At 56.1% G+C, this 26,110-nt stretch carries 24 protein-coding genes; 15 read left to right on the forward strand and 9 right to left on the reverse strand.

Annotated features, from left to right (window positions below):
* Positions 1 to 86: 86 nt before the first annotated feature.
* Positions 87 to 368, reverse strand: a complete 282-nt coding sequence (locus tag ACR0EV_RS07065; protein WP_480799445.1) for an HlyU family transcriptional regulator — start codon at positions 366 to 368, stop codon at positions 87 to 89.
* A 350-nt stretch (positions 369 to 718) separates the two neighbouring features.
* Positions 719 to 1,312: a TetR/AcrR family transcriptional regulator gene (locus ACR0EV_RS07070; protein ID WP_480799446.1), complete on the reverse strand. Its 594-nt coding sequence runs from the start codon at positions 1,310 to 1,312 to the stop codon at positions 719 to 721.
* Positions 1,313 to 1,430: 118 nt separating this feature from the next.
* On the opposite strand from ACR0EV_RS07070, the gene ACR0EV_RS07075 reads away from it, so the two are divergent.
* The 8 genes from ACR0EV_RS07075 to ACR0EV_RS07110 all read left to right on the forward strand — a co-directional run bounded on the left by ACR0EV_RS07075 (position 1,431) and on the right by ACR0EV_RS07110 (position 7,346).
* Positions 1,431 to 1,808, forward strand: a complete 378-nt coding sequence (locus ACR0EV_RS07075; RefSeq protein ID WP_480799447.1) for a hypothetical protein — start codon at positions 1,431 to 1,433, stop codon at positions 1,806 to 1,808.
* A gap of 13 nt (positions 1,809 to 1,821) precedes the next feature.
* On the forward strand, positions 1,822 to 2,247 hold the full coding sequence (locus ACR0EV_RS07080) for a GFA family protein (RefSeq protein WP_480799448.1): 426 nt from the start codon (positions 1,822 to 1,824) through the stop codon (positions 2,245 to 2,247).
* Positions 2,244 to 3,134 carry a haloalkane dehalogenase gene (locus ACR0EV_RS07085; protein WP_480799449.1) on the forward strand — a complete coding sequence of 297 codons (891 nt, stop codon included), beginning with the start codon at positions 2,244 to 2,246 and terminating at the stop codon, positions 3,132 to 3,134. Before ACR0EV_RS07080 ends, ACR0EV_RS07085 begins: the two co-directional genes overlap by 4 nt.
* Positions 3,135 to 3,253: 119 nt before the next feature.
* A complete protein-coding gene (locus ACR0EV_RS07090) occupies positions 3,254 to 4,207 on the forward strand; it encodes an HlyD family secretion protein (RefSeq protein ID WP_480799450.1) in 954 nt (317 codons plus the stop codon).
* Entirely contained in the window at positions 4,204 to 5,130 is a 927-nt protein-coding gene (locus ACR0EV_RS07095; RefSeq protein WP_480799451.1) for an ABC transporter ATP-binding protein, read from the forward strand. The genes ACR0EV_RS07090 and ACR0EV_RS07095 overlap by 4 nt, the downstream gene beginning before the upstream one ends.
* Positions 5,127 to 6,272, forward strand: coding sequence for an ABC transporter permease (locus tag ACR0EV_RS07100; RefSeq protein ID WP_480799452.1), 1,146 nt, complete (start codon positions 5,127 to 5,129; stop codon positions 6,270 to 6,272). The genes ACR0EV_RS07095 and ACR0EV_RS07100 overlap by 4 nt, the downstream gene beginning before the upstream one ends.
* A 338-nt stretch (positions 6,273 to 6,610) precedes the next feature.
* Complete coding sequence (locus ACR0EV_RS07105) at positions 6,611 to 6,868, forward strand: YjhX family toxin (protein WP_480799453.1); 258 nt, start codon at positions 6,611 to 6,613, stop codon at positions 6,866 to 6,868.
* A gap of 13 nt (positions 6,869 to 6,881) precedes the next feature.
* Positions 6,882 to 7,346 (forward strand): GNAT family N-acetyltransferase, encoded by a 465-nt coding sequence (locus ACR0EV_RS07110; RefSeq protein WP_480799454.1) that lies wholly within the window; start codon positions 6,882 to 6,884, stop codon positions 7,344 to 7,346.
* Positions 7,347 to 7,758: 412 nt separating this feature from the next.
* Here ACR0EV_RS07110 and ACR0EV_RS07115 read toward each other — a convergent pair whose 3' ends face one another.
* The 7 genes from ACR0EV_RS07115 to ACR0EV_RS07145 all read right to left on the reverse strand — a co-directional run bounded on the left by ACR0EV_RS07115 (position 7,759) and on the right by ACR0EV_RS07145 (position 17,227).
* Positions 7,759 to 8,694 carry an alpha/beta fold hydrolase gene (locus ACR0EV_RS07115; protein ID WP_480799455.1) on the reverse strand — a complete coding sequence of 312 codons (936 nt, stop codon included), beginning with the start codon at positions 8,692 to 8,694 and terminating at the stop codon, positions 7,759 to 7,761.
* A 65-nt stretch (positions 8,695 to 8,759) separates the two neighbouring features.
* Positions 8,760 to 9,086, reverse strand: a complete 327-nt coding sequence (locus tag ACR0EV_RS07120) for a hypothetical protein (RefSeq protein WP_480799456.1) — start codon at positions 9,084 to 9,086, stop codon at positions 8,760 to 8,762.
* 139 nt (positions 9,087 to 9,225) lie between these two features.
* On the reverse strand, positions 9,226 to 13,011 hold the full coding sequence (locus ACR0EV_RS07125) for an autotransporter outer membrane beta-barrel domain-containing protein (RefSeq protein WP_480799457.1): 3,786 nt from the start codon (positions 13,009 to 13,011) through the stop codon (positions 9,226 to 9,228).
* 109 nt (positions 13,012 to 13,120) lie between these two features.
* The gene (locus ACR0EV_RS07130; protein ID WP_480799458.1) at positions 13,121 to 14,248 is read right to left on the reverse strand and encodes a TIGR03032 family protein; all 1,128 of its coding nucleotides are present in this window, start codon (positions 14,246 to 14,248) and stop codon (positions 13,121 to 13,123) included.
* A gap of 190 nt (positions 14,249 to 14,438) precedes the next feature.
* A complete protein-coding gene (locus ACR0EV_RS07135; protein ID WP_480799459.1) occupies positions 14,439 to 15,401 on the reverse strand; it encodes a TAXI family TRAP transporter solute-binding subunit in 963 nt (320 codons plus the stop codon).
* A 50-nt stretch (positions 15,402 to 15,451) separates the two neighbouring features.
* Entirely contained in the window at positions 15,452 to 16,492 is a 1,041-nt protein-coding gene (locus tag ACR0EV_RS07140) for a D-cysteine desulfhydrase family protein (RefSeq protein ID WP_480799460.1), read from the reverse strand.
* Positions 16,493 to 16,501: 9 nt separating this feature from the next.
* The gene (locus ACR0EV_RS07145; protein WP_480799461.1) at positions 16,502 to 17,227 is read right to left on the reverse strand and encodes a TSUP family transporter; all 726 of its coding nucleotides are present in this window, start codon (positions 17,225 to 17,227) and stop codon (positions 16,502 to 16,504) included.
* Positions 17,228 to 17,319: 92 nt separating this feature from the next.
* Here ACR0EV_RS07145 and ACR0EV_RS07150 point away from each other — a divergent pair, with 92 nt between their 5' ends.
* The 7 genes from ACR0EV_RS07150 (at position 17,320) to ACR0EV_RS07180 (ending at position 25,642) form a co-directional block, all read left to right on the forward strand.
* Complete coding sequence (locus ACR0EV_RS07150) at positions 17,320 to 18,219, forward strand: LysR family transcriptional regulator (protein ID WP_480799462.1); 900 nt, start codon at positions 17,320 to 17,322, stop codon at positions 18,217 to 18,219.
* Between the two features lie 235 nt (positions 18,220 to 18,454).
* Positions 18,455 to 19,747 carry an amidohydrolase family protein gene (locus tag ACR0EV_RS07155; RefSeq protein WP_480799463.1) on the forward strand — a complete coding sequence of 431 codons (1,293 nt, stop codon included), beginning with the start codon at positions 18,455 to 18,457 and terminating at the stop codon, positions 19,745 to 19,747.
* Between the two features lie 48 nt (positions 19,748 to 19,795).
* Positions 19,796 to 20,779 carry a BMP family protein gene (locus tag ACR0EV_RS07160; protein ID WP_480799464.1) on the forward strand — a complete coding sequence of 328 codons (984 nt, stop codon included), beginning with the start codon at positions 19,796 to 19,798 and terminating at the stop codon, positions 20,777 to 20,779.
* Positions 20,748 to 22,154, forward strand: a complete 1,407-nt coding sequence (locus ACR0EV_RS07165) for an amidase family protein (RefSeq protein WP_480799465.1) — start codon at positions 20,748 to 20,750, stop codon at positions 22,152 to 22,154. The genes ACR0EV_RS07160 and ACR0EV_RS07165 overlap by 32 nt, the downstream gene beginning before the upstream one ends.
* Positions 22,151 to 23,671: an ABC transporter ATP-binding protein gene (locus tag ACR0EV_RS07170; protein WP_480799466.1), complete on the forward strand. Its 1,521-nt coding sequence runs from the start codon at positions 22,151 to 22,153 to the stop codon at positions 23,669 to 23,671. Before ACR0EV_RS07165 ends, ACR0EV_RS07170 begins: the two co-directional genes overlap by 4 nt.
* Positions 23,661 to 24,704, forward strand: coding sequence for an ABC transporter permease (locus ACR0EV_RS07175; protein WP_480799467.1), 1,044 nt, complete (start codon positions 23,661 to 23,663; stop codon positions 24,702 to 24,704). Before ACR0EV_RS07170 ends, ACR0EV_RS07175 begins: the two co-directional genes overlap by 11 nt.
* Positions 24,701 to 25,642, forward strand: a complete 942-nt coding sequence (locus ACR0EV_RS07180; RefSeq protein WP_480799468.1) for an ABC transporter permease — start codon at positions 24,701 to 24,703, stop codon at positions 25,640 to 25,642. The genes ACR0EV_RS07175 and ACR0EV_RS07180 overlap by 4 nt, the downstream gene beginning before the upstream one ends.
* Positions 25,643 to 26,110 lie beyond the last annotated feature (468 nt).

A 26,110-nucleotide genomic window follows, 5' to 3' on the forward strand; every position in this document is an offset into this window, starting at 1 on the left:
AATTAGGACCAGTCAGATCGGGCTGCTCACGGGTGGCGCGCAAGAAGTCACACATGGCTTCCGCCGATTACGAAGCAGGCATCAACTTACCAATTTCCGGAGCCAAAGAGGCTTTCGCCCTGCTCGTCAATCACCTGCTTCGCCTTGGCGATGCTGAAGCTTACGGCTTGATCTCGGCTTTCAAAGACATCTGCCCGGATCACCGTATGTGTCTTGCGATCTCCGTCGACGGTTTTTTCGATACGGGCCAACAAGCGGTACTTGCCACCCTCTGCCATTAAGTCGGGGAAAATCTCAAACCCTTTGTACGCAACCGGCTCCGGCTCAGACTTTTTGCCGCTGCCGAAGAGTTTTGAGAAGAGGGACATGGGGCGGCTCCTTTTAAGGTTGCTAGGGCCGGAGACTAGCGCCACTCAGAGCTATGGTGAAGCCCGTTGCGCGATCAGATCACCGGTCGTCGATCCGATAGAACGCTCCGTGCATAATCTCAAAGTCCTGACCCACGGCGAAAGACCGGCCCTCCGCGCCGATCCTCTTAATTTGAAACGGCCCATAGCCGCCGGTGGAGCTGCGACGGAAATATCGCAGTGGCAATCCGCGTTTATAGACGAATAAATCGAACGAAGCCGACTGTTACGCAAAGATTCTCACGTTCGTTTGGCCATTGGTCGATCGGAGTTAGCCTGAAGCAGCCCGTCACACCTGCATATTTCATCTCCTACCGATTTTTCCATCCTTCAATCAACTCAACCGCCGCTTCGGCGTAGCTCTGTGGAAACTGGTCCGATGTCCGGGCTTTCATGATCGTATGAAGCCCCAGCAAAAGTCCGATCAGCAGCTTTGCACCACTTACTGGATCAACGTCGGCGCGCACTGCGTCCTGCGACTTGGCGCGGTTTAGGATTGCCACAAACCGCTCTTCCAAAGTGGTTAGGTACCTTTCGATTCTGGCGTTCACCTCAGGGTCTGAGCGGTCAAAAGAACTGATCGAGTTGAAAGCGAGGCAGCCCGCGTCTTCGATCTTAGGCATCCGTTCATCTGAAGCTATGCCTTTGATCCAATTCGCCAGATCATCCAGCGAATAGGTGTCTGGGTCAGGAAAGTGCCGGGTCTCGGCGTTGTCTAGGTAAGTATCCAAAGTCTTTAAGAAAAACTTTTCTTTACCACCATAAGTGGTCTGCAGCGTGAACCGCGTCAGCCCTGTTTCCTGCTCCAGTTCCCGGGTGCTCGCACCGTGGTATCCCCGACGCCAAAACAGGTCGAGGGCACCTGCCACCGCACTGTCGTGGTCCGTCTTGCGTTTTCGCGCCACAGATTTCTCCTTGCTTTTTCTATCCACGTGGATAGTAATCGATTCCTATCCACGTGGATAGCATTCCTGTGGCGCGGCGACAAATGCTGCGTGAACCCAAACGAAACGGAGACCTGACATGACAGCCATCAACCCGACACCCGGTGCATCAAAACCTGTCACTCTGCGCGTGATCTTCATTCTGAACGCACTGAAAATCCTGCTGGCCTTAGGCTTCTTCGCGGCCTTCAAGTTCTACGGGCTGCAGGTCGGAGAGTTGGTCGGCCCGCAAGCAGCCAACCTGATGCTTTATACGATGCTGGGGTACATGGTGACTTTTGCTTGTATCGTCGCTTCTATCTTGCAGCGCAGCATGATCGGCATCCGCGCAGCAATCGGTGTTGATTTTCTGGTCTCGGTCCCAGCGACAGCGGTCATCGGCTTTATCATTGCGATCATCTGCATGGGCCTGACCTTTACCGCCTCGGTCCGTGCGTACTTTGCCCATCGCGGCTGATGTGAGCGTTCCTATGGACCAGCCAGTTGACATTGACGGTCAATGCATCTGCGGCGCTGTTCGCTATCGGGTTCAGGACAACATGGCCGCTTTCAAACTGTGCTTTTGCAGCTTCTGCCAAAAAGCCTCGGGGTCGGCCCATGTTGCAAATGCCTTCACTACACCCGACCAGATCGAATGGCTGCAAGGCAAGGACATGTTGACATCCTTTGATGTGCCCAATTCCCAAGTTCGCCGGGTGTTTTGCCGTGCCTGCGGTACGACGCTGCCCTTTGAGACGCAAAACGGCAAGTTCCTGGTTGTTCCCGCCGGTAGCTTGTCCCGCCCGCCATCGTGCCCCGTTACAGCGATTGTCGGCTGGGCGTCCAGACCAGCGTGGTATGATACGGCGCTGGGTTTGATCCAAGAAACCAGCACTAAAGAAAGGACCGCTCAATGAATACCGATCAGGAAATTTCACCCGATTTCCCGTTTGACTCGAAATATGTCGAGGTGAACGGGCAGCGCATCCACTATGTTGACGAAGGCGAAGGCGCGCCGGTTCTTTTTCTGCACGGCAATCCGACCTCGTCCTATCTGTGGCGCAATATCATCCCCTATGCAGCCCGGCAGGGCCGCGCCATTGCGATGGATCTGATCGGTATGGGAAAATCGGGAAAGCCTGATATTGCCTACCGCTTTGTCGACCACGTTCCTTACGTAGACGGATTCATCAAGGCGCTGGGGCTGAAAGACGTGACGCTAGTCATCCATGACTGGGGCTCGGCATTGGGGTTCCATTACGCGCACCGGCATCCTGAGAACATAAGTGGCATCGCTTTTATGGAAGCCGTGGTCCGCCCTATGAACTGGGCCGGGTTTCCGCCAGATTTCCGCGCAGGCTTTCGCATGATGCGAACACCCGGTTTGGGATGGGTGATGATCTCGGGGCTGAACATGTTCGTCGAGAAAATCCTGCCGAGTGCTGTTGTGCGGGATCTGAAACCCCAGGAGATGGAGCATTATCGCGCGCCATTCGCAACCGCGCGCAGCCGCAAACCGGTACGGGTTTGGCCTTGTGAAATACCGATCGACGGTGCGCCCACAGATGTGCACGACATTGTCTCTGCCTATAGCCGCTGGCTGGGGGAAACCGAGATACCAATGCTGATGTTCTACGCTACACCCGGGGGTACTATCGGGCCAAAAGAGGTTGCCTGGTGCCGTCAGACCATCCAGAATCTCGAAGCGGTGGATATCGGAAAAGGCATTCATTTCCTGCAAGAAGACAACCCCCATCTGATCGGAGAAAAGCTGGAGGAGTGGTTGGCGCGGCCGCCCGCATGAACCCGCCCTGCCGTGCGTAGCGGGTGAACCGTATACAAAAATCAGATTTCCTGATTGTATGCTTTGACTGTTGTCCAACACGTTCAGAAGCCAATCACCGGAGGGACACCTTGCTTAATATGACGATCCCCATACCCTTGATACTGGCGGCTGTACTGCCGGCAATTCTGGACCGGTGCTCTGGGTCTGATACCAGCGTGGCTTTGGGCGTATTGGCGCGCGACCGGGTCGCCCTGACTGCGACAGCCAACGAAATCGTTGTGGATTTACCAGTCGCCGAAGGCGCCGTGGTCAAAGCGGGCGATACGCTGGTTCAGCTTGATCCCACATTGCAAAAGGCAAAGCTGGCACTGGCGCAGGCTGAACTGGAAAAGGCGCAGGCCACGCTTCTAAAACTGCAAGTGGGGCCGCGAGAGGAGGAAATTGCCATAGCTAAGGCCAAGGTTGCGGGCGCTGTTGCCCGCCTTGCCGATGCCGAGGCAATCTATGACCGAAACGTCAAACTGGTCGAGAACTCGGTAGTGACTGAAGCGCAAGTGGCAAATGATCTGGCCTTGCGCGATTCTGCACGGGCTGAACTGGCTAGCGCTCAGGAGTCTTTGAAAGAGCTGCAGAACGGCACCAGACCCGAAGACCTGGCGGTTGCCGAAGCCAATGTACGGGCCGCCGAGGCGCTGGTTGCCGCTGAACAAACCGTTTTAGAAGACTTGACTGTTACGGCCACCCGAGACGGCGTGCTGGATTCCCTGCCGTGGAATTTGGGTGAACGCGTAACATCCGGTAGCCCGGTGGCCGTGATGGTCACGGGCCAAACCCCTTATGCGCGCGTCTACGTTCCCGAGCCGCATCGCGTCAATCTGAAACCCGGCGATACGCTGGAAGTGCGCGTTGACGGGCTGGCCGATCCATTGGACGGCGTGATCCGTTGGATCAGCGACGACGCGTCTTTCACGCCCTATTACGGATTGAACCAGGATGATCGAACCCGGCTTGTCTATTTGGCCGAGATTGACCTGCCCACTGCGACACCGGACCTTCCCGCCGGTGTGCCAGTGCAGGTTCCCATGCCATGAACGATGTTGTCGTCTCAACGCAGGGTCTGACCCGTCGGTTTGGGGAAAACACCGCAGTCAACAATCTGGATCTTGAGATCAGAACGGGCCAGATTTACGGGTTTCTCGGACCAAATGGCTGCGGCAAGACCACGACCATGCGGATGCTGACCGGCTTGCTAACCCCCAGCAGTGGGGCGATCTCGGTATTGGGTCAGTCGATGCCCGAAGCGGCAGAGCCGCTCAAGAACGAAATCGGGTATATGACTCAAATCTTCTCGTATTACCGCGACCTGACAGTGTTGGAAAATCTCCGGTTCGCGGCGGAAATCTATGGCATTCCAGCGAAATCGGCCGCAGGCCGGATCGACGAGTTGCTGCAGACCTACGACCTGACGACGAACGTTCACCAGCTCAGTGGCAGCATGAGCGGCGGACAACGACAAAAGCTGGCGCTTGCGGCAACTGTCATGCACCGACCGAAACTGCTGTTTCTGGACGAACCGACCTCGGCCGTTGACCCCGAAACCCGCCGCACCTTCTGGGAGCAATTGTTTGATCTGGTCGATCAGGGCGCGACCATGATTGTATCCACCCATTTCATGGACGAGGCAGAGCGTTGTCACCGGCTGGCAATCCTACAGCATGGGGTCAAAAAGGCAGACGGATCTCCGCGTCAGTTGATGGATGATTTGCAGGCCGATGTTGTCGAAGTTGAAGGTCCCGACCTGCGAAAGGTCAAACACGCATTGGACGGCAAGCCCAAGGTGCTTTCGACAGCACAAGTGGGTTCGCGGTTGCGGGTGCTTGTCGACAAGTCCGAACCTCAGCCTGTGGAAATGCTGCGAAAGCGGCTTGATGCTTTTCCAGACCTGTCGCTGATGCCGCAACGTCCAAATTTGGAAGACGTCTTCGTCAGTGCAACACGGGGGCAGGAACCGTGATCTCTGCGCGCCGCATCGTCGCTGTGCTTAAGAAGGAGCTGTTGCAACTGCGGCGGGACCGGATGACTTTCGCCATGGTCATTATGATCCCGCTGATCCAGCTGCTGCTGTTCGGCTACGCGATCAACACCAATCTGCGCCATGTGCCCGTGGCACTGGTGGATCTGTCCAGAACCGAGCTGTCGCGTACGCTGGCGCAGATCGTTCAGGCCACGCAGGTTGTTACCATCACCGAAGAGCTGACTACCCCTCAGGAAGCGGAACGCGCGATCACCGAATCCCGTGTGCGTGCCGCGTTGATCATACCTCAGGACGTCAGCCAACGCCTTGCCCGCAGTCCGTCCGTAGGGCTGAGTCTGCCCAACGCGACGGATCAGACCAGCAGCCGGCCTGTTGCCCATTGGATCGTCGATGGTTCAGACACGATGGTCGCCAGCGCAATCAAATCTCTGCGAGCGATGCCCTTGACCGAATTGCTGAAACAGCCTCCAAACCGGCAAGTGCCCACGTTTGAAGTCACGCTCTACTTCAACCCTGAACAGCGATCGGCGGTGAATATCGTGCCGGGCCTTGTCGGAGTCATACTGACTATGACGATGATCCTGTTCACCTCGGCCGCCATTGTCCGCGAGCGCGAGCGGGGCAATATGGAGATGCTTATCAACACGCCAATCCGGTCGATCGAGTTGATGATAGGCAAAATCATCCCCTACATTTTTCTGGGCTTGATACAGGTCGCAATCATCCTTGGCCTTGGGCACGTCTTGTTCGATGTCCCGATCAATGGCGGGCTGGGCGTTTTGCTGGTGGTAACACTGCTGTTCATCATTGCCAGCCTGTCACTTGGGCTCGTGATCTCGACCCTCGCCCAGAACCAGCTTCAATCGATGCAGATGACCATTTTTGTCCTGTTGCCGTCGATCCTGATGTCGGGTTTCATGTTCCCCTTCGACGGCATGCCTAAACCGGTCCAGTTGATTGCCCAAATTCTACCTGCGACGCACTTTATGGACATGATCCGCGGTGTGGTCCTACGAGATGCCTCGCTTTACGAATTGCGCTGGGGGATCCTCTGGATGATCGGATTTGCGGTGTTCGGATTGTTGGCGGCAACTCTGAGGTTCAAGAAACGGTTGGGCTAAAGACTTGGCCCGTTCCTGCCGTGAGTGAACGGATCAAGATGCTGCGGCGACACCCGCATTCCCGACCTTCGCCGCGACGATAAAATCTGGGCGAGCTTGAATTCATGGATCGTGGACAAAGCAGGTATTGGTTTCGACTTTCCCAATGTCTGCTTGCCAATCGACACTCATCGCAGTAACTGCTGTGCACGCTTTGCACGAAGCAGGGCGATGGAGATTTTATGTCTACGATTGCGGCCCGCCGCTAAGGTCCACCTGTTTGGACCAACTGAACCAAAAGACTTCCGAGCGAATGGCCGGAAGCCTTTTCGGATGACATAAACTCAAGAGACAAAACATTGAATATCTCAAAACATGAACAGCGTGTTTTGCACGTTCTTGCGCAGGGTGGAGCCATCCACTTTGAACGCATGAAGAGCGGCAAAATACGCGAAGTCTCGTGTTTCACACGCGACGGCCATGTGCTGTCTGATTGCACGCTGAAGCTTTTTCAGCGGCTGAAAAAGCGGCGCTTCATCAAATCTGAAAACGGGCGACCCTACGTCGCCACAAGGCTCGGTATTCGTTCCGTGAACCCTCAATACGACAACCGATAAGGGGATAAAGACAATGACAAATCCAATCATCAAAGCTACTTCCGCCGAGGACATTGCAGCGCTTCAGGTCGTATTGGACAGGACAGAGCTTTTCCCAAGCGAAGCACTTCCGGACATGCTGGCCCCTGCGTTGGCGGGCGAAACCGAGGCCCTTTGGCTAACGTGTCATAGTGATGGTGAGGCTGTGGGCCTGTGCTACACGGTTCCAGAAGACTTCGCCGACGGCACGTGGAACATGCTCGCTCTTGCCGTTCGTCCAGACCTGCAAGGTAGGCGGCTTGGCGCTGCATTGGTGCGTGCGACCGAGCGGTACCTCAAAGACCAAGGGCAACGCATCTTGATTGTAGATACATCTGGCTCGGATAGCTTTACACTGACCCGCAAATTCTATGCCCAGAATGGGTATGAAGAAGAAGCACGCATCCGTGACTTCTGGGCCAAAGGTGACGACAAGGTGATTTTCCGAAAAGCCCTTTGAAACCCACGCCCCTCGCCCTTCCAAGGGCGGGGGGCACACAGAGTGGACATTCGTGGACAGTACAGAACTTGGTATTTTGAGGTCGGTTCCTGCTCTCGGGCGTAGCGCTGCATCTCATGATGGGGTGATCTGTCAACGTCGGGGTGTCGTTCCGGGAGGGCATAGTGGATCAGCGGATCGGACAAGAATGCACCAAACTTTCCTGCCATTCGCTTGGTTCGCCAAGCCTGGAACAAAGGGCGCGTCTTCAGTCAAAGCGACCACTGAATCCAAAACAACTCTGGGCAATGTGTACGCATGCCAGCTAATGCTTGGCTACACCAAGATGGAAAGCCCCGCTTTCCGGCCCTTGGCCGCGGGCGCGTGATCTGGTCAAACGCGTCGTCATGCAGACCACGTCAACTGCAACTTACTAAGAAAGGCCAGCGACCGCGCTGACAAATTCGGTCCACCGCGCGCGATCCACAAAACCATAATGTCCTGCGCCCGCCCATTCGTGCGCTGTGCAGTTGGGTAGCTCAGAGCAAAGGTGTCTTGGCATTTCCGGTGAGATAATGTCGTCCTGCGTACCATAAAACACATCCACCGGTTGCTGGATTGCCTTTGGTGAAAATCCCCAGTCCCAAAGAGCCATCGTCATTTCGAAAACTCCTTCCTCGTCTTGTTGGTAGCCAAGGCGAAAGTTTTCTTCGAATAAGGCCTGCTGCTCTGGATTGCGAAGCATTGTTTTGGCTTCGTTCGGCATTTGGTCAACAACAGACTCCACATATGACGGGATATCTTTCAAAGCACTTTTGGCGCCCATACGCTCGGCCCAGCGTATCAGAAAGGTCAAATGGCGCAGTTTCGCGATGGTCTTGAGGTCCTTCAGCACCAGCATCTTGGTTACACCGGGCTCATCAAACGGTGCCACCGGAGAAGCGAGTGCGATCTTACGCACACGTTCCGGCATTTGGAATGCCACCGCCAAAGCGTGCGGGCCGCCGCCGGAATGGCCCGCTACGTTGAAGGTATCAAGGCCAAGATGATCAGCCAGGTCCTCCATATCAGCACCCCAATCGACCATTTTCCGATCCTTCTTCGGGCTGGAACCTCCGACACCGGGCTGGTCTGCTGCTATCCATCGCACTCCGAGCGAAGCAGTTAGATTGTCGTCGGGTTGACGAATGACGTGAGAGTCCGAAAACCCGTGGCTAAAAATCACTGGTGTTCCCTTTGGGTCGCCGTATGTGCTGAAAGCAAGCGTTCTTCCATCTCTGAGAGTTATGTTTTCGGTCAAGGTGTTCTCCTTAAACAAAATAATCCTGAGTCTTGGGCTTATTGGCGCGCTGGCAGATACCGAATCCAAAGGTACGAACCTTTGTGGAAAGCTCCAATTTCCTGGAGCTTTCACCGTAACGTATGGATAAATACCTAGTCGGTGAATGTATATTCACCCAGATCGCATAGGTTCAGCGAATAGTCTTCGGCTTCGGAACCGTCGGCAAAGATGCCACGAATATCATAGACACAGGTCGTTAGCCCATCCGCGATACCTACGCCGATTTCATATCCTGGGGCCAGATATCCACCCGCCAAAAGGTTCGCCTCCCAATGGTCGGATGACGCGGGTGAGATGTTGAATTCAACCAGATCGGCACTGCTGTCGTTGTAGAGCAAGAATTCCAGATCTTCCGCCTGAGCCGGCGAATGAACAGCCAATGCCGCCAGGGCCAGTGCTGCAGAGATTACAGTTTTCATCGAATTGATCCTTCTGTTTGATCGATAAATCGGGTGTGGGCCACCTTTGCCCGTGAGTGATGAAGTGAGTGAGCGCTGCGGTGGCCCACACGAGACGGCGCGAGGAGGGGTGCGCCGTCGTTATCTCGTGGTGGATAGTTCAAAACCGGAAGTCGAAACCCAATTGGCCTGCAACGCCGTAATCGTCAGAACTGCTGCCAAATCCGCTCTGGGCCGATACTTCTCCGAACAAAGTGGTGTTTGCTGTGATGTCCATGTGGCCTCCCAATGTAAGGGCAAGGTTATTTCTGCCGCGCTGGGTCAGAACTGTGTCGTTGCCAAAGGACACCGAGGTTTCGTCATCAAGCGCGTGGTAGTAATCGAGCTGCCCAAAGAGAACACTGGTGCCAAACTCACGCTCGGCTCGCAGGCCAATGCGCGCGCTCAGCGTATCGCCGTCAGAGACCGTCCCGGCGGCACCGCTTGAAACATCGCTGAGATTGTCAGCATCAACCTTGCTGTAAAGAAGTTGCGCCTGAGGGATAAGGTTCAGCCCATTGTTTAGGGCGAACACTTTCCCAACCTCGATCGAGGCGGCATAGCCGTCCCCATCCGTATCGACCTCCTGCCCTCCGGCAAGGCGGGTTGTGCTGTCGAAGTACGCATAACGCACCTGACCATCCAGATAGAGCTGACTATCTGCCAGCCACAACGCGCTCAGCGTCACGTCGTAGGCGTCGGTGTCAATCTTGCCGTCAGCCAATGACGTTTCGCTGTTCGTCGACAGTGTTGTTGCGCCAAACTCGAACCCTCCGACGACGACGCCATTGCCGATCTCTGCAAATGGCAGGCTGGCTCCGACACGCAGGCCGCCGCTGGTTGTTTCATCGGTGCGATCACCAGACGTATAGCGGTTACGCCCACCTTCAGCGTTCAGCCAGACCAGTGGTCGATCTGTAGAGCTGAGTTCGCTCAGGGATCGACTGACGGAATTGGCTTCGTCTGCACTTGTTCTGCCGGACAAACGGCGCATCGTCCCATCCAATGCAATGTGGTCACTGAACTGCTGGATGCCCGCCGCAAGGAATGCACGGTTTGGATTCAGGTTCACCCCGCCATTCGCGGTGAATGGAGTGAGAATGAATTCGCCGGTTGCCGTGTCGTAATCGAGCAGGAAGGTATATGCGCCTCCGACGATTGCGGTTTCTCCACCTTTGGTCACAAAATCACCGTTCACCAGATGGAAGGCGTTGGCAGAACTTGTGTCGGAAACCGTGGCAAGCGCGTAGGTCTGGAGATTTGCAAGAGTACCGGATTTCTGAACCTGCAGTCCCTGCTGTGCTCCTGCACTGGCGCCTGTCACAATCAACTGGTCGCTGGAACCGGCACCAAAATCAACGTCAAGCGCTACAATACCAGATCCCGTCAGATCGCCTCCAATGGTCAGGCGATCACCGCCGCGCCCATCAGCCAACGTGATAAGACCTTCGTTGTTGACGTCTCTCTCAACCCTGACCGCGCCCGATCCGCCAAACCCGGCCTGGAAACGGCTGGTCGCGTCGATCTGCAATTTACTGTTCAGAGACAGGCCTACCTCGCCCACTGCGATGGTCGATCCGTTTTGGGCCGCGACAGAAATAATACTTGATGCGGAACGGTCCAAAGTCAGGACGCTTCCATTGTCTGCCGTCAGGTTTTCCCAATTGGTGAACAAGGTGCCATCGAAAGCACCGTTGAAGGCCGAAAAGGTCACGGCATCTTGCGTGCCAATGCCGCCGTCGAACAGGGTTGCTGCGCTGATGTCTGCACCACCCTCAATCGTCAGCGCGTCGATGCCGTCATTTAGACGCACAGAACCCGCAACGACCGATCCCGCCGCCAGGGTCACTTGACTGTTGCCCTCATTGTTGGTGACCGCCTCGCCGGATGTGGACGAAACCGATGCTCCGCTGCCGAGTGTGATCACGCTCATCCCGCCAGAGTTGGTTCGCGCGTCAATCGCTGCGCTTGACCCGCTGGTAACGGTGTCGGCAACGGTCACCCGTAGCGTTCCGTTGCCATAGTTTCGGGCGTAAATCCCTCGAAAATCACCGCTGACGACACCAGAGGTGCTGATGGTCAGATCTCCATTGCCTTCGTTTCTGGCGTAAACCCCTATGCCGTTGCTGCCGATTGCCCCCCCGGTTGCAATTGTCAAAGCGCCGCTGCCGCGATTGATCGCATTCACCCCGCTGTACGAACCAGTCACGGTACTTGTGTTCGTGATTGAAAGGTCCGTGCCGGGTGCCCTGTTCAAAGCAAATATTCCATTCCGTCCGGTCGCCGTAACGGCCGCCGATGAAATCGTCAGCGCACCGCTGCCATCATTAAGTGCAACAATCCCGTTACCTCCGCTGGTAACCGTGCCACCCCGCGCATTGATCGAAAGATCGGTACCACCTTCGTTGCGTGCAATCAGACCTTCGCTAACTGTGCCCGTGACGTCCGACGTCGAAATAGTCAACGCACCACTGCCTTGGTTGGTTGCTGCAATTCCGGTTGTGCCCGTGACCGTTCCTGCAGCGGTGATCGACAAATCCGTTCCCGTGGCGGCATTGAGAAGGTACATTCCCTCCTCAGTCGTACCTGTGACGTTGTTGACGGCAACAGCCATTGCGCCGACACCCTGGTTTCGCGCCTCAACCCCTTTTGTTATCGCGCTGATCGTTCCACTAGATGTGACCGACAGGTTCGCGCCATAGTTAGACAGGTTCAGCCCGTTCAGACGGGTTGACGTTACATCCACCACCGAGACGGTCAAATCTCCGGTGCCTGTGTTTTGTGCAGAAATCCCACGCCAGTTGCTTGTCACCAGCCCACTGGTCGTGATCGACAGGTCACTGCCTGTGTTACCGGCGAATATGCCCGAATTGTTGGCAGTTCCGGTGACGTTGGCCGCAGAAATCACCACCGCGCCTGCCCCATAGTTACGGGCATTGATCCCGTATCCATCCGTTGTGCTGATCGCGTCCGCAACATCGATGATCAGATTTCCGGTTCCGCGGTTGCTCACGGAAATCGCATCACGTCCACCCGAAACAGTACCCGATGCAGTGACCGACAGATCAGTGCCGGAACCGTAGTTTGCTGCCCTTATCCCGAAGCTGTTTGTTCCAGTGACATCCGCAGTTGAAATCGTCAGGGCTCCGCTGCCATTGTTTATGGCTGCAACACCCCGGTTGCCGCCGATGACCCGACCAGATGCACTGACGGAAAGGCCGCTACCGGAATTCGTCGCTGAAATGCCGTCGCCTGTTGCGCCACCTGAGACTTCTGCGGTCGAGATTTCCAATGTGCCGCTGCCAGTGTTTTGGGCGAAGATGCCAAATCCGCCGCCTGAAACGACCCCGGATGTCGTGATTGAAAGGTCCGTGCCACGGTCGTTCCTGGCGTATATCCCATCGTCCGTCGCGCCGCTGATATTCGCCGCGGTAATCGAGAGACTCCCCGGTGAAAACACACCGTAATTTCGAGCATAAATACCGTTTCGCGCTCCGCTGAGCGTACCGGTCGAGGTCACCGTCAAATCGCCGCCACCATAAACGACAGTCCGAAGCGCGTCATTGGTCCTTGAGGTGACTGTAGACCCATAGTTGTCGGTGAAAGTCAGGCCCGAATTGCTGAACAAATCAATGGCGTTAGAGGCATTAAAGGGCTCAATACCAAAGCCCGCAGACGTGTCCACGGAAATGGGCGCGCCATTGATGATCGTCACACTGATGTCGTTGATCGGGTCAGCTGGTCCGGAACACAAAAATATACCGGGGACCTGCGGGGCGCAGCTGCCCGCAAGCGCGGAGCCTGCGATCAGGAAGGTTGTCGCGCCAAGTGCCGCCGCAGAAATGCCTGAAAGCACGCGTCCAAATGCCGGAGCGCAACTTGCCACTTGCCCCTTGTACTTTGTCATCCGACCGCCGCGCAAAGGAATTGCCCGATAGTGTGACAGGCTCGTGCCCTGATCTATTGTACTCATTATGTCCGTACCAATTTTAGTTATGTTATTGATTTTTATATGTTTACTTCGGAAAGGTGATCAGCGTTGCAGCCTCTGAGGTGCCGGGCGCAACGGCCATGGGGCAGAGATGACCTGGCAGAAGCTCAAGGTCATAAAGCTCGGCCACCGCGCCATCTATCCGAAGCCAGTCCACGCAAGCTCTGGTCTCAAGATCTATGATCTGGATTCCGCACCACGGTACGCTATCAGCCTCGGTCAGGCGGGACTCAAGCGCCAGTCCCTCGAACCGCTTGTAACGGGGTTTGGACAGGCCGACGAAGGCGTAGCGACTGTGCACGGCCAGACCACGGGCAAAACCCGGACAAAAGACATATGGCTCGAAATGACCTTTGCCGTTCTGGTCGAACTCCACTGTTCCCAACTCGCCCCGCCCGGAATTCAGCAGCCACAACTGTCCGTTGTGCCATCGCGGGGAATGCGGCATCGACAGTTTGTCGCAAACGACATCTCCCGTCTCGACATCAATAACGATACCCCCATCCGCGCGCCGGTCGCGCCAACCGTCGATCGTATCCGAACGGCTGACAGCAGTGACATATCGGGGGAGCCCGTCCTTCATCGCCAGCCCGTTCAAGTGGCAACGATCCTCATCCACAAGGGATGATATGAACGGGGGGCGCCAGACCTCACGAAAGCTGTGGCGCGGGTCCGGGGTTGCGAGGCAATTGTATCGTGTATTAACGAAGATCGCCCTGCCTGCCGCATCGACGCCTAGGTCATGAAGATCCAGCCGTCCGGTAAACTCGCTCTGACGCGGCATGAAGGCGGCATCGAACAGATCATTCACGCGTTCCTGCGGTTCCAGCACGTTCTGCATGTGCAGAATTTGATCATCTGCCGCCAGCGATAAGCCATGCGCCCCATGACGGTGAATACCCATTGGCCGGGGAAAAGCCATCTGATGTATGTTAATCCCCCCGCCCGGTTTGACGCCGACCATGTAAAGGGACCCCGACTGGTAGGAGGAAAAGGCGATGGAAAGTCCAAGCCCTCCAAGCCGGTCGGCCAGGCCCGGTGAAATCGAGTAGTCAACTTTGGATGTCTCCGGAGGAAAATCCGCTGTGCCGCTTTCATGTCCGTCGTCCATGGCTTTGGAAGCGACGGGCGTCTGCTCAATTGTTTTCTGCATTCTTAAACAAGCCTTATTGGCACTCGAATTACTTTTTGATGCCTTGTTAATTGCTTCACCCGCTTCGGCTGCGCCTGAAGCCATCTCATTTCTCATTCGGGCTTGATGTTGCCTGTGCGGGGCCACACGAATAGCGTTGCATTAGCGTGGCCCCGGAACGTGTCGGACGAATTGCCGAAACCGTCTCGCCTTATTCCAACAATCCCTTTTCCTGATAGTATTTCAGCGCACCCGGATGGATTGGGGCAGAAAGACCAGCGGTTACCATCTCCTCTTTGGTCAAATTCGCAAACGCCGGGTGGAAGGTGCGAAAATCGTCGAAATTTTCAAAGATGGACGACACCAAAGCATAGACCGCCGCATCAGATACGTTGGCCGACGTCACGAGTGTTGCACCCACCCCAAAGGTTTCGACGTCATTATCGGTGCCGCGATACATGCCACTGGGTATTGTGGCCGAACGATAATAAGCGTTGTTGTCGATCAAACCCGTTACGGCCTCACCGGTCACCGGCACGAGCTTGGCGTCGCACGTGGTGGCGGCCTCGGTCAGGTTGCCCGAAGGATGACCGGCCGTGATAATAAACGCGTCGATCTGGTTGTCGCATAGGGCACTGGATTGCTCTGCGGACTTCAACTCGGCGGCAAGGGCGAATGTGTCCTTGGTCCATCCTTTGGCTTCCATCAGCACCTCCATGGTGCCACGCTGGCCAGAGCCGGGATTGCCGATGTTGACCCGTTTGCCCGCCAAATCGTCAAAATGCTCGATCCCCGAGTCTGCGCGAACCATAACGTTGAACGGTTCGGCGTGGACGGAAAAAACAGCACGCAGATCTTCGAAAGGACCCGCTTCTTCGAACTTCGAGGTGCCATTCAAAGCGTGGAATTGCCAGTCAGACTGGGCAACGCCAAACTCCAACTCACCTTCGCGGATCGTGTTGATGTTGTAGACCGAACCGCCAGTGGATTCGACTGTGCAGCGTACGCCGGTTTCCTTGCGGTTCTTGTTCATCAGACGACAGATTGATCCGCCAGTAGGGTAATACACCCCTGTCACACCACCTGTGCCAATCGTGACAAACTCTTCGGCCTGCGCGGAGACACCCCCGAGAGCCAGTGCCATAGCCGTAGCCAGGATCAGGTTCTTTCTCATCGTTTACTCCCTTTCAAAATGTCATTTTTCGTTTGGTGATATGCGTAGTGCTACTGCGATCGGTCCTTATCGATTGGCTCAAACACCTCCTGGTATCCAAACAGTGCTGGAAGCCCTCCGGTGTGCAGCATGACGACCTTTTGGCCCTTTCTGATCACACCTTCATCCAGCAGCCCCAAGAGCCCGGCAAATGTCTTGGCCGAGTAGACCGGATCCAAAAAAATGCCTTCGGTACGCGCCATCAGGGTTAGCGCATCACGGGTTCTCTCCCCGACTTGCCCATATCCAGGCGCGAGCGCACCGTCCCAGACTTTGACACTGTTCATGACAATGGCCGGGTCGAAACTCATCAAGGCGGCCAGTTTGCTTAGGACTTTTTGCATGCGTGCGTGCTGCTGCTCCTGATCGCGACGCACACAGATTCCATAGACGGGCGCATGCACCCCGGACAGTCGCAGCCCCGTCAGAAACCCGCCGTGGGTTGAACCGCTGCCTGAAGGCACTATTGCGGCATCAAAATCGCTTAACTGCGCGCTCAGCTCTACACCACCCTGCACATAGCCCAACGCCCCTAAGGGCGGGTGGTCGATACCAAGATGAATGACATAGGGCCGGTGCCCTTCTGCAACCAGCTGAGCCGCCCTTTCATGCAGGGCGTTGTCAGCTCCGATTTCATCTTCACCTACCGGAAAGCGCATGTGTTCAGCGCCCAGAATTTTGGCCAACAGAACATTGCCCGAAAGGTAGTATTGTTCTCCCATCCCCGACACCCGTTCTTCCAGTTGCAGAACGGATTTCATCCCCAGACGATTGGCGGCAGCGGCGGCTGTACGCACAAAGTTGGATTGCACGGCTCCGGTGATCAGAACGGTGTCAGCCCTTTGTTGTAATGCTTCGCCAAAATAGAACTCCAATTGCCGGGTTTTGTTGCCGCCAAAGCTAAGCCCGGTCAGGTCGTCCCGCTTCAGCCAAAGATCTATACCCAGATGATCTGACAGACGATCCAGCCTTTCGACCGGTGTGACTTCGATCATCAGGTGGGCGCGGGGGAACTCGGACAGTTTCAGATCGATATTCATCTTTTCAGTCATCACTTGTTATCAAACCAAATAGGCACGGCGGAACAGGACCGCGCACGCAAGAAGCGAAATGAAACGAATGGCTTGGGTAATGGCCTGTTGTGGCAGCAGCGGGCCGATCAGGTGCCCCAGCACACTGCCCACAATAGTCGCCGCGACAAACGGCCAAAGCCATGGCGCACTGGCAAAGGCGGCCCAGTCCGACAGGCAGTGCAGTGCAAAGGCTGAACCATATGCGATCAGTGCCACGGGCTGTACCAACCTACGAGCTTCATGCGGGGTTCGGCCTATTGCGAGAAAGCCCAAAATCATCAAAGGACCGGGTGTCGCTGCCCATACTGTGGCAAGGCCCGATAGGCCCGAAATCGCCTGAAATCCTGGCAGACCAACCCTGTTTTCCTGCGGTACTAACGAGGCGGCGACCCCGACAAGCAAAAGAATACCAGTCAGGACCAACACCATGCGTTCCGACAGATAGGGGTAAATCAAGAGACCCAGAGCTATGCCTGCAAGGCACCCGATCACGGCGTTTCGGATCAGTGTACTGTTCTCTGACCACACCCGCCCATTCGATGCGACAAGCGAAACGAGCGTGTTCAACATGAGCAATACTGGAACAGCGGTCGACGTTCCCAACAACACCATCATTACAGGCGCTGCTACGATGCTGAACCCAATCCCGACCCCAACCTGAATCGCTGATCCTGTTACTATGGCAAGAAGCAAGATCATTAGGTCAGCGGGCACGTTTCGATCCGTTGTTTCGCAGTTCATGCACGAAACGGTAACAGCCACCAGTCTTAATGAAAAATCATCTTATTGTATTTATTGATACGCTGATGTTATCAATTCACATGCGTATCACTGCCCGTCAAGTTGAGCTTTTTCAGATGGCCTATCGACACCGCTCCACACGGAAGGCGGCAGATGCCCTGCACATATCTCAGCCCGCCATAAGCCGCGTCGTTGCTGAACTTGAAACGGAAATGGGCGTGTCCTTGTTCGACCGATCAGGACGCAAGTTCGAGCCAACCTCTGCGGCACACAGTCTGCATCAGGCGGTTCAAAAGCACTATCAAGGTTTGGAACGCATCCAGGAAGCCGCTCTCCAAATCGCCTCTGGCACCGGAGGACATCTACGTGTGGCAACGGTCCCAGCGGTGGCTGACACCCGCGTTGCGGTTGCGGCCGGAAAACTCATGGCGGAACTCTCAGGCCTCAGGGTGGATATCGACGTTCTGGACGAGAGGGCCGGGATGGCCGCGTTGCGCGAAGGACGGGTGGATTGCGCAATTGTTTCATCTGACCCCGGCGACCCAAATCTGGCCTGCACGCGGCTGGCCGACTTGCAACCAGTGGTCATTGTCCCTCGTAACGACCCGTTGGCCAACGTGCGCAAAGTCTCGCCTGCTAAACTTGCGGAAGCGCCTCAAGTCATGTTGACGCCATATAGCCCGTTCCGACGCGCTGTGGAGATAATGTTCGACAGCTGTGAGGTTTCGTTTCAGGTCAGAGCAGAAGCCCAGACGCAATCCGCTTTAGTTCGCATGGTCGCTCAGGGCGCGGGCCGTGCTATCGTTGACAAAGACATTTTGGGCACGCCGAAAGCAAGCGATGTATCAACAGTGCCTTTGACTTACGATCTCAGCTGGCCGATCCGAATGATCACCTTTTCGGCGTCAAACGACATTCCCGGATTGCAGAGGTTTACGAATGAACTGAAAGAGCACCAGGGTTAGCCCAATTAGGTTTAAAAGTTTTGGCGGCACTTTGCGGCCATACACCGATACGGCGAATTGCTGCGCTTGCATTTCGCATCTGAGGCATCCGCATTCGATCAACGCCTCAAGAACTCTCACCCACTGACAATTGAGATGTGGAAGACTATCCAATTGACCGGTTCTTGAAACGCCGCAGAAATTTATAGCATTTTTTCAGAATACTTTTACCATGTGGTCAAATTTGGAGGGGTGAATGCTCGACATCATCATTAGACAGGCTCGGCTGCCAGTTAGCCGCCGACCACTGGATATAGCGATCAAAGGTGATCGTGTAGCGGAAATCGCCCCCGAAATTGAAGCTGAAGCGCTCGAAGAAATTGATGCCGCTGGCCGCTTGGTTTCTCCTCCATTTGTCGATCCGCATTTCCATATGGACGCGACCCTGAGCCTTGGGTTGCCGCGCATGAATGTCTCAGGCACACTTTTGGAGGGTATCGCCCTTTGGGGTGAGCTGAAGCCGTTGCTGACACCCGAAGCAGTGATTGAGCGGGCCATGCGTTATTGTGACCTTGCCGTGTCGCAGGGGTTGCTGGCCATCCGTTCGCACGTGGACGTTTCGACTACTCCTTTAGTGGGCGTTGAAGCACTGTTGGACGTGCGCAAGCGGGTTGCTCCCTATATTGATCTGCAATTGGTAGCGTTCCCGCAAGATGGCCTTTACCGTTCGGAAAACGCAGAAAGAAACCTGATCGAAGCGCTCGATATGGGTGTCGACGTAGTGGGTGGAATTCCGCACTTTGAACGTACGATGTCGGAAGGGGCCCGATCAGTCACGAGACTGGCCGAGATAGCGGCGGATCGCGGCCTGATGCTGGACCTGCATTGCGACGAAAGTGATGATCCGATGTCGCGCCACGTGGAAACCTTGGCCTTTGAAACCACCCGCCTGGGACTGGGGGCACGTGTTACGGCAAGCCATGTGACGGCGATGCATTCGTATGACAATTATTATGCTTCGAAGCTTGTTCCGCTGATCGCGGAAAGCGGCATGAATATTGTACCCAATCCACTAATCAACATCACGCTCCAGGGTCGCTCAGACACTTATCCGCGCCGACGGGGTCTAACACGTGTGCCAGAACTGCGCGCTGCGGGTGTAAACGTAGCCTTCGGGCAGGATTGCACAATGGATCCATGGTATTCGCTTGGTTCCGCCGACATGTTGGAAGTAGCCCATATGGGCGTGCATGCCGTGCCTATGACATCTCGCGAAGAGATTGAGTGGGCGTTTGTTTCCGTCACCCAGAACGGGGCCAAAGCCATGGGTCTGCCAGACCCGACAATCCGTGAAGGCGGCCCTGCCAATATGATATTGCTGCAAGCACGCGACCCTATTGAAGCTGTCCGCATGAAAGCTACGCGCCTTGCCGTCATCAAGAACGGAAAGGTGCTGGCACGTACAGAACCACGAATGGCCGCACTTTCTTTGCCCGGCCGTCCCACGACCCTGGATCCCGCCGACTATGCGCCTGAACCCAATGCTTAGGAAGGTCAATAACAAGAACAACTGCCACCAACAGAAGAGGATACACCAATGAAACTCATCACAACCCGCCGTCAACTGATGGTCGGCGCTGCTGCCGCGCTGGCATTGCCGGCTTATGTCCGTCGTGCGAACGCGCAATCTGCTACCCGTGTCGCCGGCGTGCATATGTCACCGGTTGAAAACGCCTGGAACAGTCGCATCCACGTAGCGATGCAGGAGGCCGCAGATGCAGGTCTGATCGAGTACGAGTTTTCGGAAGGTGTTGCCCCGACCGATTATCCTCGCGCAATGCGGGAATATGCCGAAGGTGGTGCCCAAATCATCTGGGGCGAATCCTACGCTGTGGAACGCGAAGCACGCGAAGTGGCGGGAGACTATCCAGACACCGCCTTTCTGATGGGGTCTTCCGGAGGACCGCAAGGGGACAATTTTGGTGTCTTTGGTACCCGCAACCACGAAGCAGCCTATCTGGCTGGCATGCTCGCGGGTCAAATGTCTGAAAGCAACGTCTTTGGCTCAGTCGGCGGTTATCCGATACCCGAGGTGAACTTGCTGATCAACGCATTCCGGATGGGAGTGAGTGAAGTGAACCCTGATGCCACTTTCGTTAACGGCTTCATCGGCGCGTGGTTTGATCCGGCTCGTGCGCAGGAAGCTGCGATTGCCCAGATTGATGCGGGCGCAGACATCCTGTTTGGCGAACGCATAGGTACCGCAGATGCCGCCCAAGCGCGGGGTGTCAAAGCCATCGGTTCTCTTATCGACTATACACCGCGCTACCCGGGCACGGTCTTTGCCAATGCGATCTGGAATTACGGCCCAACCATTGAGGCCATCGTGGCGGACGTTCAGGCCGGTAATCCGACCGGGCGGAACTACACGGAGTATTCCTTTATGGCCCATGGCGGCAATGAGCTGATCTATGTCGCCGATGAAGTGCCCGCCGACGCCATCCCGGCGATGGAGGCCAAACAGGCCGCGATCCAATCCGGTGAATGGGATGTTCCGATCGACGAAAGCGAGCCCTCCTGAACCCGAGGGTTTTGGGGTGACCGATGCGACGGCTCTGGCAGCTGCAATCACGGCAGGGCGGATATCAGCCTGCGACGTGATGGAGCACAGCCTTGCCGCTTGCCAAGCGCAGGCGGATTTGGGGGCCGTGGTATTTCAGGACGAAGATTTGGCCCGTGCCGGGGCAAAGGCTGCAGATGCTTTGCCACCTGAACAGCGCGGGCCATTTCATGGGGTTCCGTTTTTGGTGAAAGACCTCGGCAGTTTTGCAAAAGGGCTGCCTGCCGCGGCAGGATCCGCAGCAATCCGCGCACAAGGACGTAAGTCCGAAAGCGACAGCCATTTGTTGCAGGATTTGCGCCAAACCGGCTTGATCCCTTTTGGTTTGACATCAACACCACCATTCGGCCTTTCCTTGACCTGTGAACCAGATGGCATGGCGGTCAGCCGCAATCCATGGAATCCTGTACTGACCCCCGGTGGCTCATCCGGCGGAGCAGCCGCAGCGGTTGCAGGTGGTATCGTTGCCATTGCTCATGCCACAGATGCGGCCGGGTCCATTAGAGTACCTGCTGCATGCTGTGGTTTAACGGGGCTCAAGCCATCTCGTGGCGCGGTACCCGGAGGCCCTGATTTTGCCAATCACCTGATGGGTATCGCATCCGAACTGGTCCTGGCCCGGTCAGTCCGCGATGTAAAAACTGCCCTAGATGCGGTAGTCCAGCCCATGGCCCCAGTAATTCTGCCGGAAAACCCCCGTATAGCATTGGCGCTACCGGAGCGTTGCGGAGCTGACCAGTGCAAGGCCGCGAAAGATGCTGCCAACGCACTGAGCGATGCCGGCTGTGAGGTCCAAGATATTCGTGCCCCCGACCAACTCGGGGCTGAGGCGCACGAAATTGCCCGAACCATACTGGCCGTTTCCTTGGCCGATTGGCTCACCGCGCTCAGGATCTCTGATGACATGGTCCCCCCGCTGGCCGCTGCCTTGGCTGCAGAGGGTCGTGCGACAGCTGCCACCGCGCTTTTGGCGGCATCGCGACAGCTTGCGCGCCTAACACATCGGGCGCGCAAGCTTTTCAATTCCGCCGATGCAGTCCTGATGCCGGTCCTCTCGTCCGCGCCGCCGGTTGTCGGCACTTTGAATCTTACAGGCTCTGACCCAGACGATCACATGGCGCGGCTGGAGGCTTTTGCTCCAAACGCAGCCCTTGCCAATGCAGCGGGTCTACCTGCCTTGGCGTTGCCTTTTGGCACGGCAAACCGCCTGCCGCTCGGTGTGCAATTGGTCGGTCCACCCGGCGCAGATTTTGCATTGCTGAAACTCGGTGCGCTGATCGAAGCACGTTCGCCTGAAATCTCCTTTCCGTCCCCAATCGCAGGCCTGCCCGCATGACCAAAGTTCTGGAACTACACGGCATTACCAAACGTTTTGGTGCGCTTACCGCCAACGATGATGTGACCCTGACACTGGCAGAGGGGGAAATCCTTGCGCTGTTGGGGGAAAACGGTGCCGGCAAGACGACACTGATGAATATCCTGTTTGGCCACTACGCAGCCGACGAAGGCTCTGTCAGGGTGTTCGGCAAAGAACTGCCTCCGGGGCTGCCCCGTGCCGCGATCGAGGTGGGTGTGGGAATGGTTCACCAGCACTTCACGCTTGCCTCAAATCTAACGGTTCTGGAAAACGTAATGCTTGGTTCTGAACCGCTAACGCGCGCACGTTCAGCCCGCGGCGAGGGACGCAAGAAACTGTTACAGATCGCAGATCGCTTCGGTCTGCCTGTAGACCCCGAGTCCAAGGTTCGTTCACTTTCCGTGGGCGAACGGCAAAGGGTCGAGATTCTGAAAGCACTTTACCGCGACGCGCGCATATTGATCCTGGACGAGCCGACTGCCGTTCTGGCCCGGCCCGAGGCGACACGCTTGTTTGAAACGTTGCGAGACATGACGAAAGAGGGTCTTTCACTTATCTTCATCAGTCACAAGCTGCATGAAGTCATGGCAGCTTCTGACCGTGTGGCTGTACTTCGTGGCGGCAAAATGGTTGCGGAACGTAAAACCTCAGAAACCAACCCCGCTGAGTTGGCGGAACTGATGGTCGGCCGCAAAGTTGAACGGCCTGTACGCCATGACCACAAGATCGGCGCGCCAGTCCTGATTGCAAAAGCCGTACGCGTGGAGGATGGCGATGAATTGCGGTTGGATGATGTGTCTTTCACCGTCCACGCTGGTGAGATCCTTGGTATCGTCGGCGTTTCAGGTAATGGCCAGGCATCGCTCGGCGGCCTGCTGTCTGGATTGGTACATCCAAACGCCGGGCAGTTAACACTGTTGGGCGAAGATATCGGCCATCTGGGGCCACGCGGAATGATCCGAGCGGGCGCGGGCAGAGTGCCTGAAGACCGGCATGCAGAAGGTGTCGTGGGCGAGTTGAGTCTGTGGGAAAACGCGGTGCTTGAACGGCTGCGCACGCCAGAGTTTTCGCGCGGCGGCTTTGTCCGGAAACGCGAGGCCCGCGACTACACTTCTGGGGTAATCGAACGTTTTGATATCCGTGGTGCCAGCCCCGACACACGAACACGGCTGCTGTCTGGCGGCAATATGCAAAAGCTGATCCTTGGCCGGGTCCTGACCAATGGGCCGCGCTTTGTTCTCGCCAACCAGCCGACACGGGGCCTTGATGAGGGGGCAATAGCTGCCGTTCACGCCGAGCTTTTGGCCGCACGAGCCGAAGGGGCTGCGATCTTGCTCATTTCAGAAGAGTTGGAGGAAGCCGTGGCGCTGTCAGACCGCATACAGGCCATCGTCAAAGGTCGCCTGTCAAATCCCATATCCGCTGACCAAGCTGACCCGCAACGCCTTGGTCTGATGATGGCGGGTGTCTGGAAGGAAGATGATGATGCGGCTTGAACGACGCACACATGTGCCGTTGCAACTGATAGTCTTAGCGCCGCTGGCCGCGATCGTTACAGCATTGCTTTTGGCTGCGGGCCTCATTGCAGCAGCGGGTGTAAACCCGCTTACGGCTTACGGCGAAATGCTGACTGGCGCGCTTGGATCTCGCCTGTCGATAACCGAAATGCTGACCCGTGCCACGCCGCTTATTCTCACAGGACTTGCAGCAGCGGTCGCATTCCGTGCGCGGCTTTGGAACATCGGTGGCGAGGGCCAGTTCTTTGTCGGCGCGCTGATTACTGCTTGGATCGGTCATTCACTCGGGGTTCCGGGATGGATAGGTATTCCGATTTTGATGCTGGCAGGCATGGCGGCGGGCGCCGCCCTGTTGGCAGGGCCTGCCTTTTTACGTCTGCGTTTCGGCGTGGATGAGGTGGTGACAACCCTACTGCTCAACTTTATCGTAATTCTTTTCGTCGGTCTCATGATTGAGGGTCCCATGCGCGATCCGTTGGCGTTTGGGTGGCCCTCTTCCGTGCCCATCGACGGGGATTTTCGTCTGCCGGATATGATCCCCCGCACGCGTCTTCATATCGGGCTGCTTGTCGCTATCGGTGCTGCAGGTGCTGTTTGGTTGATCCTTGCGCGTACTGTTTTTGGTGCTGAAACACGCGCAGCTGGCTTAAACGCCAGTGCTGCTGCCTTTGCCGGAATCTCCCTGCCCCAAACCATCATGGGTGTGGCCCTGCTTTCGGGTGCTTTGGCCGGTCTCGCAGGGTCCATCGAAGTCATGGGTGTTACAGCAGGGGTCACCACCACGATGAGCCCCGGGTTTGGTTATGCGGGCATCGTTGTCGCCATGCTCGCGGCTTTGCACCCGGCGGGAGTAGTCGCCGCCGCTGTTTTCGTGGCCACCGTCTTTGTCGGGGCCGACGCCATGAGTCGCGCTACAGGTGTTCCAAGTTTCATCGCCGATGTGATCGTAGCGCTTTGCCTGCTTACCATGATCGTGGCCCTTCTCTTCACAACCTACAGGGTGCGCCAATGAGTGATGCTCTTGATCTGCTGCTGAACACCAGTCTCTGGGCTTCCGTTTTGCGTATCGCAACGCCTCTCATATTTGGTGTCCTTGGCGCGTTGCTCTGCGAACGTTCAGGCGTGCTCAACCTGGGGATCGAGGGGATCATGACTATGGGCGCGATGAGCGGTTGGCTTGCCGTCTACATGGGAGCGCCTTTGCTGGTGGGTCTTATGATTGCAGCGCTTTGTGGTGCGGTCATGGGATTGCTGCATGCCATGCTGACGGTCCCGCTTGGGCTTTCGCAACATGTATCTGGTCTTGGTATAACGCTATTTGCATCAGCGTTGGCCTATTACCTTTACAGGCTTATTGTTGAAGTGGGTGATCTGCCTCCGACGATCGAGGCTTTCCAACCGCTCAATGTTCCAGGGCTGTCCGATATACCCGTTCTGGGTCCAATTTTGTTTTCCCAGGCTCTACCGACCTACCTCGCGCTCTTTGCTGTGGTTTTGATGGCCTACGTTCTGTCCAGAACACCTCTAGGATTGGCTATTCGTATGACCGGTGAAAACCCGCATGCAGTTGAGGCGCAGGGGCTGAACCCAATCCGTATCCGCATCGGCGCGGTTGTCGTAGGATCGGCTTTGATGGCCGTGGGCGGAGCATTCCTGACGACAACTGCGTTTAACAGCTTTTTCCCGGGTATGGTTCAGGGGCGCGGCTGGATTTGCATTGCGCTGGTTGTTTTTGCCAGTTGGCAGCCTGGTAAAGCACTGGTTGGCGCGGTGTTGTTCGCATTCTTCGATGCATACCAGCTACGGCTGCAGACGGCGATTGAAGGCGTACCCTACCAGCTCTTTCTGATGGCGCCTTACGTACTTTCCATCGTCGCGCTCGTCCTTGTCGCGCGCAGAGCCGAAGTACCAGCGGCGTTGATGGCACCCTACCGACGCGGTGAACGTTAGCGGCTTTCGTTCTCTCATGTTGGTTGGCACCAACGAAATTCCCATAAAAAGTGTTTGTTAAAGGTGGCTGCGAAGAACGGGGGTATAGACATTTGAGCGATATGCAGAGACTTCTGAGCGCGTTAGTTGTGTTGGTCTTTTGATGCTTTGCAACAGCTTAGACTGAGTCCAAGTCCACAGGAATCTTGAAAGTCGGCTTCTACCGTGGGTTTCCGCGTATCGCGCTTACTTTAGAGTCTTTTGTTTTCAATTTTGTAGACACTGAAAGTGTTTATTTTTCAAAAGAGCCTTACATGCCTTCTCTTTGAAACTTAGTGATTCAGGCCGTCATGAGCACTGGAAGGTCGCAAATCTGGAGAGGGTTCTCATGTCAATGCCCACTGGGTACCTCGTCGATGCCAGCCCGCCCACCGCATGTGGTAGATCGTTCCAGGGCTGCGAGTTTTGTGAGTGTTTCCAATGCGCGGT

Source organism: Ruegeria sp. CF8 (genome assembly GCF_056537285.1).

Excerpts from the sequence above, each read along its gene's own strand:
- ACR0EV_RS07065 (WP_480799445.1), bottom strand. The coding sequence starts at position 368 with ATGTCCCTCTTCTCAAAACTCTTCGGCAGCGGCAAAAAGTCTGAGCCG.
- ACR0EV_RS07075 (WP_480799447.1), top strand. The coding sequence starts at position 1,431 with ATGACAGCCATCAACCCGACACCCGGTGCATCAAAACCTGTCACTCTG.
- ACR0EV_RS07080 (WP_480799448.1), top strand. The coding sequence starts at position 1,822 with ATGGACCAGCCAGTTGACATTGACGGTCAATGCATCTGCGGCGCTGTT.
- ACR0EV_RS07085 (WP_480799449.1), top strand. The coding sequence starts at position 2,244 with ATGAATACCGATCAGGAAATTTCACCCGATTTCCCGTTTGACTCGAAA.
- ACR0EV_RS07090 (WP_480799450.1), top strand. The coding sequence starts at position 3,254 with ATGACGATCCCCATACCCTTGATACTGGCGGCTGTACTGCCGGCAATT.
- ACR0EV_RS07095 (WP_480799451.1), top strand. The coding sequence starts at position 4,204 with ATGAACGATGTTGTCGTCTCAACGCAGGGTCTGACCCGTCGGTTTGGG.
- ACR0EV_RS07110 (WP_480799454.1), top strand. The coding sequence starts at position 6,882 with ATGACAAATCCAATCATCAAAGCTACTTCCGCCGAGGACATTGCAGCG.
- ACR0EV_RS07120 (WP_480799456.1), bottom strand. The coding sequence starts at position 9,086 with ATGAAAACTGTAATCTCTGCAGCACTGGCCCTGGCGGCATTGGCTGTT.
- ACR0EV_RS07125 (WP_480799457.1), bottom strand. The coding sequence starts at position 13,011 with ATGACAAAGTACAAGGGGCAAGTGGCAAGTTGCGCTCCGGCATTTGGA.
- ACR0EV_RS07130 (WP_480799458.1), bottom strand. The coding sequence starts at position 14,248 with ATGCAGAAAACAATTGAGCAGACGCCCGTCGCTTCCAAAGCCATGGAC.
- ACR0EV_RS07135 (WP_480799459.1), bottom strand. The coding sequence starts at position 15,401 with ATGAGAAAGAACCTGATCCTGGCTACGGCTATGGCACTGGCTCTCGGG.
- ACR0EV_RS07140 (WP_480799460.1), bottom strand. The coding sequence starts at position 16,492 with ATGACTGAAAAGATGAATATCGATCTGAAACTGTCCGAGTTCCCCCGC.
- ACR0EV_RS07150 (WP_480799462.1), top strand. The coding sequence starts at position 17,320 with ATGTTATCAATTCACATGCGTATCACTGCCCGTCAAGTTGAGCTTTTT.
- ACR0EV_RS07155 (WP_480799463.1), top strand. The coding sequence starts at position 18,455 with ATGCTCGACATCATCATTAGACAGGCTCGGCTGCCAGTTAGCCGCCGA.
- ACR0EV_RS07160 (WP_480799464.1), top strand. The coding sequence starts at position 19,796 with ATGAAACTCATCACAACCCGCCGTCAACTGATGGTCGGCGCTGCTGCC.
- ACR0EV_RS07165 (WP_480799465.1), top strand. The coding sequence starts at position 20,748 with ATGTTCCGATCGACGAAAGCGAGCCCTCCTGAACCCGAGGGTTTTGGG.
- ACR0EV_RS07170 (WP_480799466.1), top strand. The coding sequence starts at position 22,151 with ATGACCAAAGTTCTGGAACTACACGGCATTACCAAACGTTTTGGTGCG.
- ACR0EV_RS07175 (WP_480799467.1), top strand. The coding sequence starts at position 23,661 with ATGCGGCTTGAACGACGCACACATGTGCCGTTGCAACTGATAGTCTTA.
- ACR0EV_RS07180 (WP_480799468.1), top strand. The coding sequence starts at position 24,701 with ATGAGTGATGCTCTTGATCTGCTGCTGAACACCAGTCTCTGGGCTTCC.